At 44.8% G+C, this 19825-nt stretch carries 16 protein-coding genes and 1 tRNA gene; 11 read left to right on the forward strand and 6 right to left on the reverse strand.

Going from position 1 to position 19825, the window contains the following annotated elements; all coding sequences use genetic code 11:
- Nucleotides 1–5 precede the first annotated feature (5 nt).
- From IQO02_RS00480 to IQO02_RS00500, 5 genes are read left to right on the forward strand one after another with little or no spacing between them, the layout of a single operon-like run.
- A complete protein-coding gene (locus IQO02_RS00480; RefSeq protein WP_010439219.1) occupies nt 6–1205 on the forward strand; it encodes a beta-ketoacyl-[acyl-carrier-protein] synthase family protein in 1200 nt (399 codons plus the stop codon).
- Nucleotides 1198–1662 (forward strand): hotdog family protein, encoded by a 465-nt coding sequence (locus tag IQO02_RS00485; protein ID WP_010439216.1) that lies wholly within the window; start codon nt 1198–1200, stop codon nt 1660–1662. The genes IQO02_RS00480 and IQO02_RS00485 overlap by 8 nt, the downstream gene beginning before the upstream one ends.
- Nucleotides 1659–2384, forward strand: coding sequence for a 3-ketoacyl-ACP reductase FabG2 (locus IQO02_RS00490; protein ID WP_016767037.1), 726 nt, complete (start codon nt 1659–1661; stop codon nt 2382–2384). Before IQO02_RS00485 ends, IQO02_RS00490 begins: the two co-directional genes overlap by 4 nt.
- A complete protein-coding gene (locus IQO02_RS00495; protein ID WP_010439211.1) occupies nt 2381–3604 on the forward strand; it encodes a beta-ketoacyl-ACP synthase in 1224 nt (407 codons plus the stop codon). Before IQO02_RS00490 ends, IQO02_RS00495 begins: the two co-directional genes overlap by 4 nt.
- Nucleotides 3605–3612: 8 nt before the next feature.
- Nucleotides 3613–4077, forward strand: a complete 465-nt coding sequence (locus IQO02_RS00500; protein WP_010439209.1) for an Sbal_3080 family lipoprotein — start codon at nt 3613–3615, stop codon at nt 4075–4077.
- A 120-nt stretch (nt 4078–4197) separates the two neighbouring features.
- On the opposite strand, the gene gltX is transcribed toward IQO02_RS00500, so the two are convergent.
- Nucleotides 4198–5625 carry a glutamate--tRNA ligase gene (gene gltX / locus IQO02_RS00505; RefSeq protein ID WP_016767036.1) on the reverse strand — a complete coding sequence of 476 codons (1428 nt, stop codon included), beginning with the start codon at nt 5623–5625 and terminating at the stop codon, nt 4198–4200.
- Nucleotides 5626–5956: 331 nt separating this feature from the next.
- Here gltX and IQO02_RS00510 point away from each other — a divergent pair, with 331 nt between their 5' ends.
- Nucleotides 5957–8740: a heavy metal translocating P-type ATPase gene (locus IQO02_RS00510; protein WP_102282694.1), complete on the forward strand. Its 2784-nt coding sequence runs from the start codon at nt 5957–5959 to the stop codon at nt 8738–8740.
- Nucleotides 8730–9170, forward strand: coding sequence for a DUF411 domain-containing protein (locus tag IQO02_RS00515; protein ID WP_102282693.1), 441 nt, complete (start codon nt 8730–8732; stop codon nt 9168–9170). Before IQO02_RS00510 ends, IQO02_RS00515 begins: the two co-directional genes overlap by 11 nt.
- 261 nt (nt 9171–9431) lie before the next feature.
- Here the strand turns inward: IQO02_RS00515 and IQO02_RS00520 are convergent, their stop codons facing one another.
- Together IQO02_RS00520 and IQO02_RS00525 are read right to left on the reverse strand one after the other, a co-directional pair.
- Entirely contained in the window at nt 9432–10124 is a 693-nt protein-coding gene (locus IQO02_RS00520) for an oligogalacturonate-specific porin KdgM family protein (protein WP_010439198.1), read from the reverse strand.
- Between the two features lie 535 nt (nt 10125–10659).
- Nucleotides 10660–13311 (reverse strand): beta-N-acetylhexosaminidase, encoded by a 2652-nt coding sequence (locus IQO02_RS00525; protein WP_016796017.1) that lies wholly within the window; start codon nt 13309–13311, stop codon nt 10660–10662.
- Between the two features lie 405 nt (nt 13312–13716).
- On the opposite strand from IQO02_RS00525, the gene IQO02_RS00530 reads away from it, so the two are divergent.
- On the forward strand, nt 13717–14604 hold the full coding sequence (locus IQO02_RS00530) for a TraB/GumN family protein (RefSeq protein WP_010439194.1): 888 nt from the start codon (nt 13717–13719) through the stop codon (nt 14602–14604).
- Between the two features lie 70 nt (nt 14605–14674).
- On the opposite strand, the gene IQO02_RS00535 is transcribed toward IQO02_RS00530, so the two are convergent.
- Nucleotides 14675–14751, reverse strand: a tRNA-Pro gene (locus IQO02_RS00535).
- A 255-nt stretch (nt 14752–15006) separates the two neighbouring features.
- On the opposite strand from IQO02_RS00535, the gene IQO02_RS00540 reads away from it, so the two are divergent.
- The 3 genes from IQO02_RS00540 to rluF all read left to right on the forward strand — a co-directional run bounded on the left by IQO02_RS00540 (nt 15007) and on the right by rluF (nt 17216).
- Nucleotides 15007–15147 (forward strand): DUF3149 domain-containing protein, encoded by a 141-nt coding sequence (locus IQO02_RS00540; protein ID WP_004736246.1) that lies wholly within the window; start codon nt 15007–15009, stop codon nt 15145–15147.
- A 171-nt stretch (nt 15148–15318) separates the two neighbouring features.
- Nucleotides 15319–15900 carry a DNA endonuclease SmrA gene (gene smrA / locus IQO02_RS00545; RefSeq protein WP_010439191.1) on the forward strand — a complete coding sequence of 194 codons (582 nt, stop codon included), beginning with the start codon at nt 15319–15321 and terminating at the stop codon, nt 15898–15900.
- A gap of 176 nt (nt 15901–16076) precedes the next feature.
- Nucleotides 16077–17216 (forward strand): 23S rRNA pseudouridine(2604) synthase RluF, encoded by a 1140-nt coding sequence (rluF, locus tag IQO02_RS00550; protein ID WP_010439188.1) that lies wholly within the window; start codon nt 16077–16079, stop codon nt 17214–17216.
- 106 nt (nt 17217–17322) lie between these two features.
- On the opposite strand, the gene ybaK is transcribed toward rluF, so the two are convergent.
- Nucleotides 17323–17796: a Cys-tRNA(Pro) deacylase gene (gene ybaK, locus IQO02_RS00555; protein WP_016792916.1), complete on the reverse strand. Its 474-nt coding sequence runs from the start codon at nt 17794–17796 to the stop codon at nt 17323–17325.
- A 118-nt stretch (nt 17797–17914) separates the two neighbouring features.
- Complete coding sequence (gene ushA / locus IQO02_RS00560) at nt 17915–19576, reverse strand: bifunctional UDP-sugar hydrolase/5'-nucleotidase UshA (protein ID WP_010439183.1); 1662 nt, start codon at nt 19574–19576, stop codon at nt 17915–17917.
- Nucleotides 19577–19825: the final 249 nt, after the last annotated feature.

The raw sequence follows: 19825 nt of genomic DNA on the forward strand, positions 1-19825 counted from the left end.
ACACTATGCCTATTTACATCCAAGATTGTGGTTTCCACTCGGCGCTAGGCTCGAGCGTTGCTGACATTCACGGCTGCCTCAAAGACATACGTAAATCCAATATGGTTGAAGTCAGTGATATGCTGAATGATGGCAAGTCGACTGTCATCGGTAAGGTGACTGGTGAACTGCCTGAAATCCCTCAGCACCTTGCCGAATACGCTACTCGCAACAATCAGTTAGCTTTATCGGCTCTTGAGCAAATCAAAGATTCTATCGAGCAAGCAAAGTCACAATTTGACGCAGATAGAATTGCTGTGATTATCGGCACAAGCACCTCGGGGATTTCTGATGGTGAAGCCGCTTTCAAACATAAATTGGTAAACGGTGAGTTTCCTGAGCACTATCACTACTCAAAACAAGAGCTAGGGAATACCTCTGAGTTTGTTAGTCAATATTGCTCATTAACAGGGCCAAGCTACGCAATCTCGACCGCTTGCTCGTCCAGTGGCCGTGTATTTCTGGCCGCTCAACGCTTGTTGGATTCAGGCATGGCTGATGCTGTGTTGGTTGGAGGTGTAGACACCTTGTGTAAGCTGACGCTCAATGGCTTTCATGGTCTGGAAGCACTTTCGACCACACATTGTCAGCCATTTAGTGCCTCTCGAAATGGCATCAACATCGGTGAAGCAGCGGCATTTATGTTGCTCAGTAAAACAAAAGTGAATGTCGCTGATACAAACCAGAATATACCTAGCATTGCTTTATTAGGCTGTGGTGATAGCTCTGATGCACACCACATTTCAGCGCCCCACCCTGAAGGAAATGGCGCAGAACAAGCTATGAGAAAAGCTTTATATTCTGCACAGTTACAAGCGGATGACATTGGTTACATCAATGCTCATGGCACCGCAACACCGCTCAATGACTCGATGGAAAGCAAAGCCATTCATCGTATTTTTGCAAACAAGGTTCCCGTTAGCTCAACCAAGCCGCTCACCGGGCATACTCTTGGCGCTGCAAGTGCGATAGAGGCTGCAATAGCATGGCATATTTTAAAATATGACTTACCGCTTCCCTTACAAAAATGTCAGGATAAAGCTGAGGATATTGAGATTGATTTGGTAAACTGTGCCCAGAAACTTAAAGTAAAGAACATCTTAAGTAACTCATTTGCTTTTGGTGGCAACAACATTAGCCTGATTTTTGGTGTAGTAAATGACTGATATCCCCTCTGTAGACCAACTTCTCCCACATGATGACCCGATGATATTAATCGATCGTGCCATCAGCGTAGAGGCGTTATCGATTCACTGCCAAGTGGATATTGGAGCACATAACCTGTTCTTTAACGCAGACACTCAAACCGTACCCGCTTATGTTGGTATCGAGTTTATGGCGCAGTCGGTTGCCGCGTGGTCTGGATACCACGCATTAAAAAACAGCACTACTCCCCCGATCGGCTTCTTGCTGGGTTCTCGCCGTTACAAGTCACTGTGTGATGAGTTCACTCAAGGTCAGACCCTTGATATCTACGCCGAGCAACTGATGGAAGACAGTGGCATGGCTGTGTTTACCGCCCGAGTTGAAGACCAAGGCGAATTGGTGGCTCAATGCCAACTTAATGTCTATGTGCCAACTGAACAAAAATTACAAGAAATGAAAACTAGGAGCCCATCATGACCCGTCAGGTTTTAGTCACTGGTGCCAGCAAAGGCATTGGTAAAGCGATCGCTATTCAACTCGCAAAAGACGGATTTGAAATCGCCGTTCATTACATGGGTGACAAACAGGGTGCCGAAGACACATTAAAGTCGATCACTGAGCTCGGTGGTGCTGGACGTCTAATCCAATTTGATATCAGTAATCGCAGCGAATGTCGCGAAACACTTGAGTCAGATATTGCCGAGCATGGCGCTTACTATGGTGTTGTGAATAATGCCGGTATTACTCGTGACACCGCATTTCCAGCCATGACGGAAGAAGAGTGGGACGGCGTTATCCATACCAACCTCGACAGCTTCTACAACGTTCTTCACCCGTGCGTGATGCCTATGGTTCAAAAACGCAAAGGCGGTAGAATTGTTACTCTGGCTTCTGTATCCGGCATCATGGGTAACCGCGGTCAAACCAACTATGCAGCAGCAAAAGCGGGCGTGATTGGCGCAACTAAGTCTCTGGCTTTAGAGCTAGCGAAACGTAAAATCACAGTAAACTGTGTCGCTCCGGGTTTGATCGATACAGGTATGGTGGATGAGCATGTGAAAGATCATGCGCTTCCTCAAGTACCACTGCGCCGAATGGGTGAGCCGGAAGAAGTGGCAGGCCTAGTCAGCTACCTAATGTCTGATATTGCAGGCTACGTCACTCGCCAAGTGATTTCAGTCAATGGAGGCTTAGTATGACCCGCCGCGTTGTTGTAACTGGCATGTCTGGTGTTACCGCGTTTGGTAATGATTGGCAGCACATCGAACCAAAACTAAAAGCCTGTGAAAATGCCACTCAGTATATGCCAAGCTTTGAGCAGTATGATGGCCTCAACACTAAGCTAGCTGCGCCCATTGATGACTTCCAACTGCCTAAACACTATAAACGTAAGCAAGTACGTGGCATGGGCCGTGTATCGCGTCTAGCCACCGTTGCGACAGAAAATGCACTAGAGCAAGCAGGGCTGATTGGCCACGACATTTTGACCAATGGCGAAACAGGCATTGCTTACGGCTCTTCAACCGGCAGTACTGATGCTGTAGGCGCGTTTGGCGTAATGCTCAACGAGAAGTCGACACGAGCGATCACCGCAACAACTTACGTGCAAATGATGCCACACACCGCAGCGGTCAACGTAGGATTGTTCTTTGGCCTGCGCGGCCGCGTGATTCCCACCAGCAGTGCCTGTACTTCAGGAAGCCAAGCGATTGGTTACGCCTATGAAGCGATCAAACACGGCTACCAAACCGTAATGGTTGCCGGTGGTGGTGAAGAGCTATGCCCAACTGAGTCTGCTGTTTTCGATACCCTTTTTGCTACCAGTTTAAAAAACGACACGCCAGAAAAGTCCCCTAGTCCTTACGACAGCGAGCGCGATGGCTTAGTTATTGGTGAAGGTGCCGGCACGCTTGTTCTTGAAGAGTATGAACATGCCGTGGCTCGTGGTGCAAAGATCTACGCGGAGATCATCGGCTTTGCCAGCAACTGCGATGCTGCTCATGTGACCCAACCTCAGATGGAAACCATGCAAATCTGTATGGAAAAAGCTCTGAAAGATGCGCAACTTCCGGCAGAAAAAATTGGTTATGTTTCTGCGCACGGTACCGCCACTGAAAAAGGCGATATTGCAGAAAGTAATGCTACGGCGAACATTTTTGGCGAAGTGCCAATCAGTTCATTGAAAAGCTACTTTGGTCATACACTTGGTGCATGTGGTGCGATTGAAGCTTGGTTAAGCCTCGAAATGATGCATTCAGGTTGGTTCAGCCCAACATTGAACCTTGAGAACATCGACGAACGCTGCGGCAAGCTTGATTACATCACAGGATCTGGCCGTGAATTAAATGTTGAATACCTAATGAGCAATAACTTTGCCTTTGGCGGTATCAACACTTCAATCATCTTCAAAAAAATCTAGGATAGATAATGAAAAACTGGTTAGTTGTTGCTGTTGTCGTTTTGCTCGCAGGTTGTAGTGCCCCGAAGTATTCAGGAAATGCACTTCCTGAAGCAAATAACGTCGAAAATATCACTATCGTAGAAGATGTAAAAACACGCAGCATTTTCCTCGATTCCATGCTCGACTGGTGCCTGAACAATCAGGTGAAATGTAAAGTCGTTGCAGACGGTTCAGAACATAACCCAGAGGATATTACGCTTGATTACGTATCTCGCTGGAGTTGGGATTTCAGAACCTTTGTGGCAGACGCCAAGATCTCAGCTTATCAAGATCAACAGCGCGTAGGCAACGTAGAATTTAAGGCGCCCAATAGCGGCAATTTATCAAAGTTTGGCGACGATATCGAACGCATCAAAGCGATGATGGATATCTTGTTCGATAAAAAAACAGCGGCTCAAGCGACCCAACTGATTACTGACGACAAGCTATAACGATTCAACTCTAATCGACACTGTTCTAATCGACAAAGCTCTAAGCGACGAAGCTCAAGACAAATAAAAAGGGTCAGTAACCAAGTTACTGACCCTTTTTTAAATCTAGCAATCGCTCAATTAAGCGTTAGCTTCACGCTCAGCGATGAACTCAAGAGCCATCTTGATACGAGCGATTACGCGCTCTTTACCAACAAGCTCCATCACAGCATCAACAGAAGGAGACTGGCCACCGCCTGTTACTGCTACACGAAGTGGCATACCGATTTTACCCATGCCGATCTCTAGCTCTTCACATACCGCTGCAATTACACCATCTTTGATGTTTACAGTAGTGAAATCTTCAAGTGCTTCAACCTTAGCAAGAGCAAGTTCTAGTGGGCCTTTAGCAACACCACGTAGGTGCTTCTTAGCTGCGCCAGCTTCAAACTCAGAGAAATCTTCGTAGAAGTAACGAGACTGCTCAGCAAGTTCGATAAGCGTGTTACAACGCTCGCCAACTAGCTTGATCACTTCAGTGATCGCTGGGCCGTTTGTTGTATCGATCTTCTGTGCGTCTAGGTGCCATTGCAGGTATTTTGCAACGTACTCAGGCTCAGAAGTCTTGATGTAGTGGTTGTTCAACCAAAGTAGCTTTTCAGTGTTGAATGCAGATGCAGACTTGCTGATTGCTTTAAGGCTGAAGAACTCAATCATCTCTTCTTGAGAGAAGATCTCTTGGTCACCGTGAGACCAACCTAAACGAACTAGGTAGTTGTTCAGTGCATTTGGTAGGTAACCTTCATCGCGGTATTGCATTACAGAAACAGCACCGTGACGCTTAGAAAGTTTCGCACCGTCATCACCAAGAATCATTGCACAGTGAGCGAAAGTTGGAACTGGCGCGCCTAGTGCTTCGTAGATGTTGATTTGACGAGGTGTGTTGTTGATGTGATCTTCACCACGAACAACGTGTGTAATACCCATATCCCAGTCATCCACTACAACTACGAAGTTGTAAGTTGGAGCGCCGTCTGTACGACGAATGATTAGGTCATCAAGTTGGCTGTTAGAAATTTCAATGCGACCACGAATTTGGTCATCAAATACTACGCTGCCTTCTTTAGGGTTACGGAAACGGATAACGCACGCATCACCTTCTTTTGCTGCTTTGTTTGCTGCAACAATTTTAGGGTGGTTCGCATCGTAACGAGCCATTTCCTTGTTTTCTTCTTGCTCTGTACGAATTTCGTCAAGCAGCTCTTTAGACGCGTAACATTTGAATGCTTTGTCTTCAGCAAGTAGCTTATCAACCATTTCGTTGTAACGGTCAAAACGCTTAGATTGGTAGTAAGGACCTTCATCCCATTCCATACCCATCCATTGCATGCCTTCTAGAATTGCATCAACCGCTTCTTGAGAGTTACGCTCAAGGTCCGTGTCTTCGATACGTAGAACGAATTCACCACCTTGGTTCTTAGCGAATAGCCAAGAGTAAAGTGCAGTACGTGCACCACCAACGTGAAGATAGCCAGTTGGGCTAGGAGCAAAACGAGTTTTAACCGTCATTTAAATACCTTGATTATGTAGGTGATTCTTTTAGTGGGGTCTAATACAAAGTCTGTAATAGCCAAATATCACTAAATTTTGGGCGCTATTTTATCACCACCGCTTAAATCTACAATCAGTAGTGAATGATTAATGCGCGGATCTTGTGCGAAAGCCACTGTAGAAAGGCCAAATTCAGCTTCGATGTAGCAAATCTATAGTCTGAGCCAATAAATTATAGCCACGCTTTTCTTTAACTCCCGCTTATTTCACCAGCGTACCCCACCCATTAATATGCCACTAATATCAAATTCTTGAATTTATGTTTGACCTTACCCTTACGGGAAGGTTTATGTTAGGCGTAGATGAGAATTGGAGTATCGATATGAACCATTACACAACTGCGCTCAACGGCCTAAATTGCATGGGTTGTGCGAAGAAAGTTCGCACACTGTTTGGCGAAGTCGACAATACGACGATCAATGATATATCGCCGACATACATCGATATTTCGACTCCTTTTAGTTACGTTCAACTCAACGAAAAGTTAGCGACGCTTGGTTATAGCATGGGCAATAAACTACACCTTTCGTTATCCGGTCTTAGCTGCGGTAAGTGCGTGAGCAAGCTGACTCAAGCACTTGAACACACCGAGCAAATCTCAGACCTAGAAATCAGCAAACATGAATTGTCCTTGGTTACTCTGCTTTCAGAACCCGATCTTATTGAGCTGATCGAAAGCGTGGGTTATCACGCGGCTCCCTACACTGAAGTTAATGAGCCTTTATCTAATTCAGATTCAGAAGACGATAAAAAAACAGCGCTAGTGGAGCCGACACAAGATAAACCTGCTGCTAGCCAATATACCTATCACCTGGTTCTTGAGGGAATGACGTGTGCGAGTTGTGTTTCTTCGGTAGAGAAAGCGCTGAAAAAGAATGAGTTCGTCGACCAAGCTCAGATCAACCTCGCAGAGCAGACAGCCTTGGTCTTCACGTCTAAAAAACGTAACGTCATCGAGAACGCTCTCATAGAATCGGTGAAAAACGCAGGTTATGGTGCCGAGTTCGTTGATGACGCGGCAACTCAACAAAAAAAACAGCAAGAACAACAACTTTGTACTCAACAAGCCTTTCTTAGAAACTCAGTAAGTGCGCTGCTTATCGGTGCTCCGCTAATGGCTTGGGGCGTGTTCGGTGGCAGCATGACCATTGCCACGTTTAACGACCAACTGACTTGGGGCTTGGTTGGTGTCGTTTGTTTGATACTGCTTGCAACCTCAGGTCGCAGCTTCTTCACCAATGCTTGGCAATCTCTGATGCATAAACGTGCGACCATGGATACCTTGGTCGCTCTGGGTACAGGCGCAGCATGGTTCTATTCAATGTTGGTTGTTCTGATCCCATCGTGGTTCCCTGAAGCTTCTCGTCATGTCTATTTTGAAGCCAGCGCCATGATTGTTGGCCTTATTTCTTTGGGTCACTACATTGAAGCCAAAGCCAAAGCACGTACCACTAAGTCTTTACAGGCGCTGATAAACTTACAGCCTCAAAAAGCCGTGGTTATCGTCGATGGTAAAGAGCAAACTATCGCCGTAGAGGTCATCCAAGTCGGTATGCAAGTACGAGTGAAACCGGGAGAAAAAGTCCCTGTCGATGGTGTCGTGGTATCTGGCGAATCTTATATCGATGAGTCGATGCTGACTGGCGAGCCGCTTCCCAACGTTAAATCGATTAATGATGGCGTTTCGGCGGGCACCATTAATGGTGATGGCAGCCTGATCATTGAAGCGACCGGGATTGGCTCAAGCACCATGTTGGCTCGAATCATTCAGATGGTTCGCCAAGCACAAAGCAGCAAGCCTGCGATTGCGAAGCTTGCTGACTCTATTTCTGCTGTTTTCGTACCTGTTGTGGTCGCGATCGCAGCAACTGCTGCCTTAGTTTGGTTTTTGGTCGGCCCGCAACCCAGTGCAAGCTACATGCTTGTGGTATCGACTACCGTGCTGATCATCGCTTGTCCATGTGCCTTAGGCCTAGCAACGCCGCTCTCAATTACTGTAGGCGTTGGCAAAGCCGCTGAGTTTGGCGTTCTGATCAAAGATGCCGATGTGTTGCAATCTGCAAGCAAAATTGATGCTGTCGTGTTTGATAAAACAGGCACCCTAACCCAAGGTAAGCCAACCGTTCAGCAAGCCTTTTATGGCGATTTATCAAAGCAAGAACTGCTAGCGTACGCCTATTCGGTAGAGGTAGGGTCAGAGCATCCATTAGCCAAAGCCGTTTGCCAATATGCAGAGAGCTTACAAGTTTCAGCACTACCCCATAGTGATTTCGAAAATCAACGAGGGCTTGGCGTACAAGCAATAATTAACGGCAAAAACGTTCAAGTCGGCTCTCTAAAGTACCTCACCCAACTCGGCATTGACACTAAAATTGGCGCGGACTTTATCGAGCTTTGTCGTACACAAGCATGGACACCCATCTTCGTTGTAATCGATCAAAAACTGGAAGGTATATTTGGCATTTCAGACGCATTAAAAATAGATAGCAAACAAGCCATTGCTCAACTAAAATCCGCCGGAATTCACACCGTGCTATTAACAGGCGACAACGATTCTGTTGCTCAAGCGATAGGTAAAAGTGTCGGTATCGACGAGGTTATCTCGGAGGTGCTTCCAGAGCAGAAAGCTCAGCATATTGTTCAGCTTCAACAACAGTATAAGAGCGTAGCCATGGTCGGAGACGGGATTAACGACGCGCCCGCACTTGCTCAGGCGGATATAGGTATAGCAATGGGCAGCGGCAGCGATGTCGCGATTGAAAGTGCTCAAATGACGCTACTCAACTCGTCGCCCTTATCTGTCAGTAACGCGATAGAGCTGTCCCAAGCGACCGTGAGAAACATGAAGCAAAACCTCTTTGGTGCCTTCATCTATAACTCACTTGGTATTCCTATCGCGGCCGGTGTGCTCTACCCATTTTTCGGATTTCTACTAAGCCCAGTCGTTGCAGGCGCAGCGATGGCGATGTCGTCAATTACAGTAGTGAGCAATGCCAACAGGCTGAGATTGTTCAAGCCCACTCATTCTAATATCAATAAAAACCATATTCATGAGGTCAACCATGATTCGTAAAGTTATGACTCTTACAGCACTCGCTGCAATTTCAGGACAAGCTTTAGCTACTGATGTTCTAAACCACAAATCACCATACTGCGGTTGCTGCACAGAATGGACAGAACATATGCAAGATGCCGGGTTCGATGTTACAGAGAAGCTCCACGATGACATGAATCCAATCAAACAAAAGCTAGGTGTAACGCCAGAGCTTTCCTCTTGCCACACGGCAGAGATCGACGGTTACGTATTTGAAGGGCACATTCCAGCAGAAGACGTGAAGGCCTTTTTAGAAAACCCACCACGTAATGCGATTGGCTTGGCTGTTCCTGGTATGCCTATGGGCTCTCCGGGAATGGAGCATGACGATAAGAAAGACGAGTATTCTGTGTATGCGTTTAACGAGAAAGGTCAGGTGTTTGAATACCGTCATTACAATGGTAATTAGAGCGTAAATAAACCGACACACAGCAATATTTAAGAAGTTATAAAAATAGAGCCTAGCATTAAGCAAACCCAAGACTGTGGTTTACTTGCTAGGCTCTTTGCTTTTGGACAGTAAAGCAAATCTTATCGCAGCACTAACCGGGCTGTTAGTGCCGCTGTATTTTCGTCGCTAGTTTGCGAATACGCTATTTAACAAAAAGCTAATTAACGAAGAAGCTCACTTGGCCAATAATCTAATCGACTAAACAGCCAAGTGAATCAGCTAGAAGCCGTAAGAAGCACCGAATACGAAGGCGTTGTTCTGCTTAGAGTCGCCGTTTGCGAAATCTACACCGTTAGCTTGGCTACGGAACTCAAAGTAAGGTTGAACGCCTTGACGAGTCCATGTTGCACGTAACTCGTGGTCCATCGCTTCAGCATCAATCATGTATACGTTGTTGTAGCTAAGCGCTAGGTCAGCATTCACTGTGTAAGCAATGCGGTTATCCATGCGGTAGTCTGTGTCAGCATCAGCAGAAGTATCGTCAATGTGTGCACGAGTACGGTTACTAATAGAGATACCGTTATCGAAGTTGTAACCAATCTTAACTAGTGGACGGAACTGAATGCTCTCACCCGCAGAGAATAGGTGTTGGTAACCAGCAGCAACCCATAGGTTGTCAGTAATGTTGAAAGATTGCTCACCACCGACAGTGATGCCAGGAGTAGTATTACCTGCACCGCCATTTTCAGATTCAAGTTTACCCAGTTGGATGCCATCAAACTCAGAGTAAACCGTGAAGCCGCCTAGAGAGTTGTCAAACGTGTGACCAGCTTCTAGCGTAGAGGTCATGTCAGAACCGTGAATACGGCCATCGTCATGAATTTGGATGTTACCTGTTACGTAAGAAGAACCAGCAAAAGCACTAGAAGCGAAAGCAAGAGAAAGAGCACTTAGAGCGATAATTTTTTTCATAGTAAACTGCCTTAGTTTGATTTTTCAGCGGCATATCTTCGGTACATCATTCACCTTCACCGCTTGAGTAGTTGGTCGCCTCCCTGGCATGAAATCTATGTTGCTCGAATTAATTTGCGTTTCAAAATAAAAGAGTAGGCAGAGTGATCTCTCTCACTATCAAAAAACAACAACTTATTTAACAGATTAAAATCAGTTACTTAAAAACATAAAAATTGATAAAAAACTCAAGATGGAAAAATGTACAGATCGGGATCACATTATTTTACGGTGCGAAATTAGATTCAGTAAGTTGAATCACATTTGATTTAGAGTTTTTTATGAAGGACTTATTTTTTGAAGAGAATAATGAGAAGTGCGTCACTTTTGTGATAAACCTCATCTTATGTGCACTGTTGACGTTATAAACCAAGACGGTTTCTATATGTTTCCGTTTTGGATGAGAGCCTAATTCGCAACAAACAAAAAGAGCTCCCACTTTTTACCTTGAGTAAGATAATAACGAGGGAGCTCTTCTATTAATGTTGCTTATCGATTATTTAACTGAGGTTACTCGACTTACTTTCTCGCCACTTTCAGAGATAGAGCGGATGTAAGTTTCGCCAGAAACCGATGGACGTTGTTGCTCATCGTACGTTAACCAGTTTTCGCCATCAGCAGAGTACTGAAGCTCTACGCCTGGGAATTGAACGTTCATCGCTAGCTTGCCATCCACAACCTGAGCGCCCGGTACTGGTAGTCGATAATCAATGCCTGCTTTCTCAAGCTTAGCTAGTTCACGTTGACCAACAATATTCGCAAAGCGATTAAAGTCGCTGTTTAGAGCCTGCTTATTCACTAAGTTGGTTTCTTGAGAGTACTCAACGCCCACTTTGTAGTCATTTTCCCAATCAGCTCGGTGCCATGCGCGCTCTGCTGCTGCAAGTACGCGAGGGAATACCATGTATTCATACTGCTCGTCGGTACGTACTGTTTCAGACCAAAGCTGTGCAGACAAACCATAGAAAGGTTTCGCTTCAATTTCGCCTTTACCAGAGAAGCCATTGCCGTCACGGTCTAATGATGTTTCTGCGTTTTGTGGCATGTTTTCTGGTGCGAAGCCAAACATCTTACGTGTATCTGTTGCACGCGTTGCCCAGTAGTAACCGCGCTCTGCAGCATCAACTTCGTATGGCATATCCATGTATACGTAGTCCGGGTTAGAGACAATCACGTCATACCCTTTCGCTGACCAGTCGTATACTGATGAAGTTCCGCCCCAGTAAAGAACGTCCCAGAAGTTTACGCGAGTACTTTCGGTTGCAAATGCTTTCTCGCCTTCGCTGTATTTAAGGCCATCTTGCCATGCTTGGAAGTGAGGGATGCCTTTGTCAGCAACAATCTTAGATACCTGCTCTGCAAAGTGACTTGGCAAATGACCGAAGTCGCTTACCGTTCCATCAGTGATCAAAGACTGACACTGTGGAGACTGTTGGAATGGCTTATCTTGCTTAGACAAATCGATGTTGCCTTTCCAAGCCACTTTATCTTCTGCATTAATATCTTGTAAGCCAGCGCCTAACTTGATGTTTTTCGCTTCATCGCCGCCGAAGTGCCAAGTCGTTAGTGGAACGCCCGCTTCTTGGTGCATTGCTGCCACTTCAGAGATCACTTTATCAACAAAGTGAGTTGAAGATTCCATACATGGATTAATGAAGCTTTGCTTATCGTAGAACTGAACAGTCGTCACGTTCGATGTATCTTGTGGATCCATCAAGCGGTATTCATTTGCTTCCGCTTCTTTACCATCCGCCATTAGGCGAGTGTAACGCGCTTCCATCGATACCACAGCAGAACGAGCGTGTGCTGGCATATCAATTTCCGGAATGACTTCGATGCTGCGCGCTTTTGCGTAGCTTAAAATCTCGACGTAATCCGCTTTACTAAAGAAACCAGAGCCAAAGTTGTCTGTTGTTGGACCTGAACCTAGCTGAGGCAGTAAACAGCTTTGCTCTTCCAAATCAAAACAACGATTAGACCCTACATCCGTTAGCTCTGGTAAACCTGGGATTTCTAAACGCCAGCCTTCATCATCTGTTAGGTGAAGGTGCAGTTTGTTCATCTTGTATGCTGCCATTTGATCTAGCGTTGCTAAGATGGCATCTTTTGAGTGGAAGTTTCGAGCAACATCCACCATCACACCACGGTAATCGAAACGTGGCGCATCTTTGATCGACAGTTGTGGTAATGATTCAGCGTTCTGACTGTCTATTAGGCCAAAAATAGACTGAACTGCGTAGAAAGCACCTGTTTTATCAAACGCTTTAATCGCAATCCCCTCTTCCGAGATGCTTAGTTCATAAGCGCCAGATTTTGCTAAATCACCCGTAAACTGAGTAGGAACAACGGTAACACTTACTGGAAGGTCACCACTCACATCTACGTTTACCACATCTGCACGTTCTTCAATTGCAGCGAACTGATCAGCATCGAATACGTCTTTTGGTAGGGCAATACCACCAGCAATGCTGACTGAACCTTCACCCGCTTCCACCGACATTGGCGTTGGTAATAGCGTTGTTGATACGTCTTGCGTTGCTAGATCCGCATTCTTTTCGAAACGCGTCACCGCTGTAGCCATTACGTTATTGTCATCAGGTGTACGTTTAAGGTTGTTACCCTCTAGGCCCGTTACGAATGACGCGACATCTTCCGTATTCAATGAAGCAATCATCTTAGGTTCTGCGTTTGGCGCGGTTACGAATGCACCTGGCATAAAGTCGGTTTCAAACAGTTGCCAGTATTCACTCGTCAGTGGAAGAATCACTTCATCACCAGCCGCAAAACCATCGAACTTATCTGTAGGCTCTAGTTTGTGTAGGTCACCCGTTACACGAGTGATTTTAAACTGTTCGTTATCAACATCTAAAATAAGGCGAATACTGTGGAAGTAGATAGTCCAATCTTTCGAATCAATCGCTTCACCGTCATTGGTCAAGGTCATGTTCACTTTATTACATGACGCCCACTCAGCACCTAAGTCCTGACAAGCCATACCCTCATTCGCACCGTGATTGGTTAGGATTTCATATCGCACATCAAGGTTATCAGCCAGTGCATTAACAACCCGTTGCTCAGGTGCTTGCGTTACTGCACAACCCGTCAAGCCAGCCAATACTGCTACAGATAGTAAGTTTCTCTTCAACATCGTATTCACCCATTAATTTAAAAATTGAGTCAGAAGCAAAGTGGAGCGCTTCGAAAGTTAGATAAACTATATGGGCTTATTTTTTGCCGTGAATTAAATCAGGCCAATTCAGTGATCAGCTTCAAATCTAAAAAATATTGATAAATTTAATTTTAATAAAATCATCAAGTTACGATTAACGACACTTCCGTCACTTTTATTTTGACGTAATAACTGAGAATTAAATCACAATCTTTTCAAAGGATTTCATAAAATCATGTCGTTGGTAGAGAGAAAGGTTTAACAGTTTGTTGGTGTTGTTATACTTTTCGTACAAACAACGTGACATCGTTCTCAAAAAAAACCGTTAAAAAACTCCGTCAAAACCCTTTTTAACGAGTTTATTTCTTTCTAAAGGAGCTCTCTTTGCGCACATTCTTGTACTTTACGTTACTCACTCTCGCCTTTTCCGCAAAGCAAGCGGTCGCCGAACCTCTTTATTGGCAAGCAAAAAAGGATGATTTGACGCTCACTATCCTAGGATCGATACATGTAGGTAACGAGAGCATGTACCCGCTTCCCACACAGATCACTGACACGTTGAAAAAGAGTGACGGGCTAATTGTCGAAACGGATGTCAGAAAGTCAGAGGGCGTTGTATATCCCACGCCTAAAGTGACTACGAGTGATGTATTAAACGAAGAGCAAGAACAAATGCTGGTCGACATAACAAAGTCATTAGACATGCCAACTCAGCAACTACTTAATGCCCCACCTTGGGCGACAGCGATATCGATACAAATGCAACAGTTGAAGAATCTTGGCTACGCATCGGCCGGCGGTGTTGATGCTACTTTGGCTTACAAGGCGACGATTCAAGATGTGCCTGTTATCAGCTTAGAGCCTCTACAATTTCAAATAGATCTAATTTCAGGACAAAAAGATTCTGGTAAAGAATGGTTAACGACTAGCCTCGAACAATTCGATCATATTGATGACGACACTCACTGCTTAATCGAGAGTTGGAAAGCGGGAGATATAGCGAAACTAGAGCAGTTTGCGAAACTGTCGGAAATGCCACATGACCTAGAAAAAGCATTCCTAACCGATCGAAATATCGACTGGGCAAACAAGCTCTTCGCTAATGATTGGAAACTGGATTCAAAGGGACACTACTTGCTCGTCGTTGGTACTTTACACCTCATCGGAGAAGGCAACCTTTTACAGTTATTAGAAGAGAAAGGTTTCATTGTCACTCAACAATCACAAAGCCAACAAGCCGAGTGTCAATTTGAGGTAGATGCAAAAAACTAGCGAGGTTCAAACCCCATTTTCAATGCTCTGAAACGACGAAAGCCTGCTCAATGAGCAGGCTTTCTAAATGTGGTCGGTGAAGAGGGATTCGAACCCCCGACCCTCTGGTCCCAAACCAGATGCGCTACCAAGCTGCGCTATTCACCGAGATATCTAACGGGCTGTTTGCCTGTCGATGAAGCGTATAATACGGATTCTGAATTTATGCGCAAGAGCTTTTTTCACTCTTTTTTACAATATCGAATCGTTCGAACAAAAGACGTACAACTCCAATGCCAATGTGACGAAAAACACACAGTTGCCAACAAGTATTTAACTTATGAAACAGGATTGATCCAGATCAGTAAATTGATAACACCAGTTAATACACTAAGCCGTGTCATATAACTTTGAGGTATACACATGGACTTTTGGCTAGAACTCCTATTTGGTAATGCAGTGGGACTATCTTCAATGATAGTAATATTCGGGGCTCTAGGTCTCATGATGTTCTATGGAGGCTTCTTCATCTACAAAGTTATGACCGAAAAATCTCCTCACTAGAATCGCTCAGCCTGGATCATTTACTTTTAAGTATCATTTTCTTGATAAATAAATGTTAAAACGCTTTGCACCGGAGTAGATATCTCTTGCCTGCTCCGGTTTTTTCATTTTCAAACCCTGTCTCAACTTAGGTATACTTACCCTATCCTTCTCCAACTTGAGATGAACACTATGTCTCATGATGACGACTTAGAGTTATTCCAACAAATGATGGGCGATGTTAAGCGTATCGACCATGACACCGCTGAACATCAAAAGGTACATAGAGTTACCGAATCTCACCTTGCCAAGCGTGAAGCCGCGATGTGGCTGTCTGAGGATGAAAAAGATTACCTTTCACTCGACTATTCTCCAATGGTCAAACCAGACGACGTCATTGCTTATAAGAAAGATGGCGTACAAGAAGGCGTATACAAAAAGCTGCGCTTAGGAAAATATCCTATTCAAGCCAAACTCGACCTTCATAGAAAAACACTGAAAGACGCTCGTAACGAAGTGCTCTCATTTTTACGCCAGTGTTTAAGAATGGATGTTCGCACCGTCATCATTGTTCACGGTAAAGGTGAGCGCTCAAATCCACCAGCTATGATGAAAAGCTACGTGGCGAATTGGCTCATGCAAATTAACGATGTTCAATGTGTTCATTCTGCTCAGCAATTTCATGGTGGTACTGGCGCAGTGTACGTAATGCTCAGAAAGAGCAATGACAAAAAGCTAGAGAACAGAGAGCGCCATCAAAAACGCACCAGTTAACTCGTTGAAACAGATAAGTACCTGATAGCGATTTTGCATCAAGATCGATATTTAGTGCCTAGACTCACACCAAGTGCTAAAATTGTCTTTAGTTAACGAACCCCAACTCAAAGCAACTATCCAAAGGTTGCTTTTTGTTTATCTATATTTCCGTTGTGAAACGCTAAGAGAATATCATGTCACAAGAATCCCAAGCTAAACGCCTTAATAAATACATCAGTGAAACTGGCTTTTGCTCACGCCGCGAAGCCGACAAACTCATTGATGCAGGCCGAGTTACTATTAACGGTAAGATCCCTGAAATGGGTACTAAAGTCTTGCCCGGTGATGATGTTGAGATCGACAATAAACCTGTTCGCTCAAAAGAGAAGCCGATCTACATTGCTCTTAATAAACCAACAGGCATCACCTGCACCACTGAACGTGATATTCCTGGCAACATCGTCGACTTTATCGGCCACCACAAACGTATTTTCCCTATTGGTCGTCTAGATAAACCTTCTGATGGTCTTATCTTCTTAACTAACGATGGCGATATCGTAAACAAAATCCTACGTGCAGGTAACAACCACGAGAAAGAATACGTGGTCCGTGTAGACAAACCAATTACGACTGAGTTTTTGAAGCAAATGGGCGCTGGCGTTCATATTCTCGATACTGTTACCTTGCCATGTAAGGTAGAGAAAGAGACTAAGTTCTCGTTCCGAATCACACTAACGCAAGGCCTTAACCGCCAAATTCGCCGTATGTGTGAAGCTCTGGGTTATGAAGTATTTAAGCTGCGCCGTGTTCGTATTATGAACATCTCACTAGACGGTATTCCTAACGGAAAATGGCGCTACCTGAGCGACGAAGAGATCACTGAAATTTTAGCGATGTGTGAAGGCTCTGTAAGTACTGAAGACGCGTCAAAAATGAACGCTAAGGGCCAACGCATTCGTAAAGCGACAGACGCAAAACTTTTCGACAGCCGTGAAGAAAACCAAACTTCCACAGCGCGCCGCAATCAAAACGAAAATCGTACTCGCACCTATCGTGGTAACAATGCGGACGAATTCCGTCATGCACCTAACTCGAAACGAGGCCGTAATTCATCGAATGGTGAAAGCAGTGGCGGTGGCAATACCGAGAACTGGAAATCAAACTCTCGTTCAGAGCGTTCTAATTCAGATAAAAGCCGTTCGGATCGCAATCGCACAGATCGCGACAATAACGAACGTAGAAGCGGTAAGCCGACAAACCGCAGCCAAGATTCAAACAGACCGAACAAACCAGCTGCTAAACGTGTTGGTGGTACTTTAGGCCTGAAAAAGTAGTCACAACCCTTTCCGGTGGACTGTCGATAAAGAAACGCCCGCTAGATTAGTCTAGCGGGCTTTTTTATTTGTGAGTATGTACGTTTATCGTTATGGAAAGTACAAGCTACAGGCATAGTTCCGCAAACTGGCCACGCGTAAGTAGTACTAAGTCTTTCGGATCTAACTCTATCTCTAATCCTCTCTTCCCTGCACTCACACATATCGTTTCAAAATCGGTAGCGCTGGAATGCACAAAGGTAGGCAATGCTTTTTTCTGACCAAGAGGACTGATTCCTCCCACCACATAACCTGTCGTTTTCTGAGCAATATCAGGATCAGCCATCTCTGCTTTTTTACCTTTCGCCACTTTTGCTGCCAACTTTAGATTTAGCTTCTGGTCGACGGGAATAACGGCAACCGCCAAATTTTTCGCCACTCCATTCAAACAGAACAAGAGCGTTTTGAATACACGTTTGGGATCTTGACCAAGCGCTTCAACGGCTTCTAATCCATAGTTCGTGTTATTCGCATCATGATGATACTGATGCACGGTATGAACAATTTTCTTTTTCTTGGCAAAGTTGATTGCAGGGGTCATAACAAAATCCAAACGATAGATAAACACAAAGCGACGCCGAGGCGTCGCTTTAGTTAAATTTATCATGGTGCTAGAGTCAATCTAATTTAGCACCTATTGACTCATCAACTGGGGTCAATTACTTATAAACCATTTGACCAGAAGGTGCGTACTTGTTCACGTCAACCGGGCTGTTCGCTTCTAGGTACTCTTTTAGTACTTCAGCATCAACAAAACCTGTGTTCACAAAGCCAGGGTGATCAGATAATTTAGGGTAACCATCACCGCCAGCAGCGTTAAAGCTTGGCACTGTGAAGCGGTAAGTTTCGTCTAAACGAAGCTGCTTACCACCGATAAACACATTCGATACTTCACCGTTTTCTACTGTCATTGAGATACCAGCAAACTGAGCGTAAGCACCAGAATCGATTGGTTTAGTTGCCACGACATTTAGGTAATCTAGAACTTCTTTACCCGTCATGTCCGTGTAAGTCAGGATATTTGCAAAAGGTTGTACCTTCAGCACATCTTTGTAAGTGACATTACCTGCTTCAATTGAGTCACGTACGCCACCAGAGTTCATCACAGCAAAGTCTGCTTTTGCACGCTCCATGTGAGAAGTCGCAATCAAACGACCTAGGTTAGTTTGTTGGAAACGCACCACGTTACGATCACCTTCAAGCTTGCCATTTGTCTCTGCAATTTGAACTTCTAGCTGTGCTTGACCTTGCTCTTGGAAAGGACGTAGGAATTCAAGCAACTCTGGATCTTGTGCGATTTCATCTTGAATAAGAACACGTTGCTTCTTACCGTCAATCTTAACTTTCTTCTTAAGGTTAACTGGAACCAGATCGTAGCTCACCATCTCTAGTTCGCCGTTACGGAACTCGTAATCAGCACGGCCTACGTACTTGCCCCACTCATGAGCTTGAACGATGTAAGTACCGTTTTGAACGTCTGGCTTACACTCATCACCCGGCTTGAAGTTTTTCTTCGCAACGTTAGGGCCTTCCATACATACAGGCTCTTGAGAGTGACCACCAACGATCATGTCTAGGTCACCTTCGTTTAGGTAACGAGCAAGTGCTACATCACCCGGAGCGTTAACCCCTCGCTGGCCGTTTTCGTAGTGACCCATGTGAGTCACAGCGAAGATTAAATCTGGCTTTTCTGTTTCTTTAAGTTCCGCGATCAGCTTCTTCGCTTCTTCTTTAGGGTCACGGAAGTCAATGCTCGCGATAAACTCAGGGTTACCGATTTTTGCCGTGTCTTCAGTGGTCAAGCCGATAACCGCAATCTTAATACCTTGCTTTTCAAACATCTCGTAAGCTTGGAACTTGCGTTCGCCTGTTGCTTTATCGTAGATATTTGCAGATAGCATTGGGAAATTAGCCCAGTCGATCTGCTTTTGTAGTACGTCTAATGAGTTATCAAACTCGTGATTACCCAATGCCATTGCATCGTAACCAATTTTATTCATACCTTTGAAATCAGGTTCCGCATCCTGCAAATCTGACTCTGGTACACCAGTGTTGATGTCACCGCCAGATAGAAGCAACACGCTACCGCCTTCAGCTTCAACTTCTGCGCGAAGTTGATCAACTAGCGTTTTACGTGCAGACATGCCGTATTCGCCGTATTTGTTCTGCCAGAAACGACCATGGTTGTCGTTTGTGTGAAGAATCGTTAGCTTGTAAGTTTCGTCTTGGTTCCAATCATGGGTTGATTGAGACGCACACCCAGCTAATGTCGCTAGGATTGCAGCACTGAGTGCTGTCTTTAGAATAAGGCGTTGCTTCATTGTCATACCTTTGAACTTTTTAGGGGAATCCACTGCTTTTTTATGACCTATTGCGACCCTTTCCTAGAGTTCGAACAATAAGACTTCAACATGACTTATATTAAATTAACATTCTGGATGTAACACGACGATTTCATATTTATGTCGAATTGGTCACGCATAGATCAATAGTTAAGTGTAACAAATTTATGAGATTACACTCAAACTTCCCCTGCATCACAGGCAATCGTTTACTTACAAAGTGTGATG

The sequence above is a fragment of the Vibrio sp. OPT24 genome (genome assembly GCF_015163545.1).
Lineage (GTDB): Bacteria > Pseudomonadota > Gammaproteobacteria > Enterobacterales > Vibrionaceae > Vibrio > Vibrio cyclitrophicus.

Excerpts from the sequence above, each read along its gene's own strand:
- IQO02_RS00480 (WP_010439219.1), top strand. The coding sequence starts at position 6 with ATGCCTATTTACATCCAAGATTGTGGTTTCCACTCGGCGCTAGGCTCG.
- IQO02_RS00485 (WP_010439216.1), top strand. The coding sequence starts at position 1,198 with ATGACTGATATCCCCTCTGTAGACCAACTTCTCCCACATGATGACCCG.
- IQO02_RS00490 (WP_016767037.1), top strand. The coding sequence starts at position 1,659 with ATGACCCGTCAGGTTTTAGTCACTGGTGCCAGCAAAGGCATTGGTAAA.
- IQO02_RS00495 (WP_010439211.1), top strand. The coding sequence starts at position 2,381 with ATGACCCGCCGCGTTGTTGTAACTGGCATGTCTGGTGTTACCGCGTTT.
- IQO02_RS00500 (WP_010439209.1), top strand. The coding sequence starts at position 3,613 with ATGAAAAACTGGTTAGTTGTTGCTGTTGTCGTTTTGCTCGCAGGTTGT.
- gltX (WP_016767036.1), bottom strand. The coding sequence starts at position 5,625 with ATGACGGTTAAAACTCGTTTTGCTCCTAGCCCAACTGGCTATCTTCAC.
- IQO02_RS00510 (WP_102282694.1), top strand. The coding sequence starts at position 5,957 with ATGTTAGGCGTAGATGAGAATTGGAGTATCGATATGAACCATTACACA.
- IQO02_RS00515 (WP_102282693.1), top strand. The coding sequence starts at position 8,730 with ATGATTCGTAAAGTTATGACTCTTACAGCACTCGCTGCAATTTCAGGA.
- IQO02_RS00520 (WP_010439198.1), bottom strand. The coding sequence starts at position 10,124 with ATGAAAAAAATTATCGCTCTAAGTGCTCTTTCTCTTGCTTTCGCTTCT.
- IQO02_RS00525 (WP_016796017.1), bottom strand. The coding sequence starts at position 13,311 with ATGTTGAAGAGAAACTTACTATCTGTAGCAGTATTGGCTGGCTTGACG.
- IQO02_RS00540 (WP_004736246.1), top strand. The coding sequence starts at position 15,007 with ATGGACTTTTGGCTAGAACTCCTATTTGGTAATGCAGTGGGACTATCT.
- smrA (WP_010439191.1), top strand. The coding sequence starts at position 15,319 with ATGTCTCATGATGACGACTTAGAGTTATTCCAACAAATGATGGGCGAT.
- rluF (WP_010439188.1), top strand. The coding sequence starts at position 16,077 with ATGTCACAAGAATCCCAAGCTAAACGCCTTAATAAATACATCAGTGAA.
- ybaK (WP_016792916.1), bottom strand. The coding sequence starts at position 17,796 with ATGACCCCTGCAATCAACTTTGCCAAGAAAAAGAAAATTGTTCATACC.
- ushA (WP_010439183.1), bottom strand. The coding sequence starts at position 19,576 with ATGAAGCAACGCCTTATTCTAAAGACAGCACTCAGTGCTGCAATCCTA.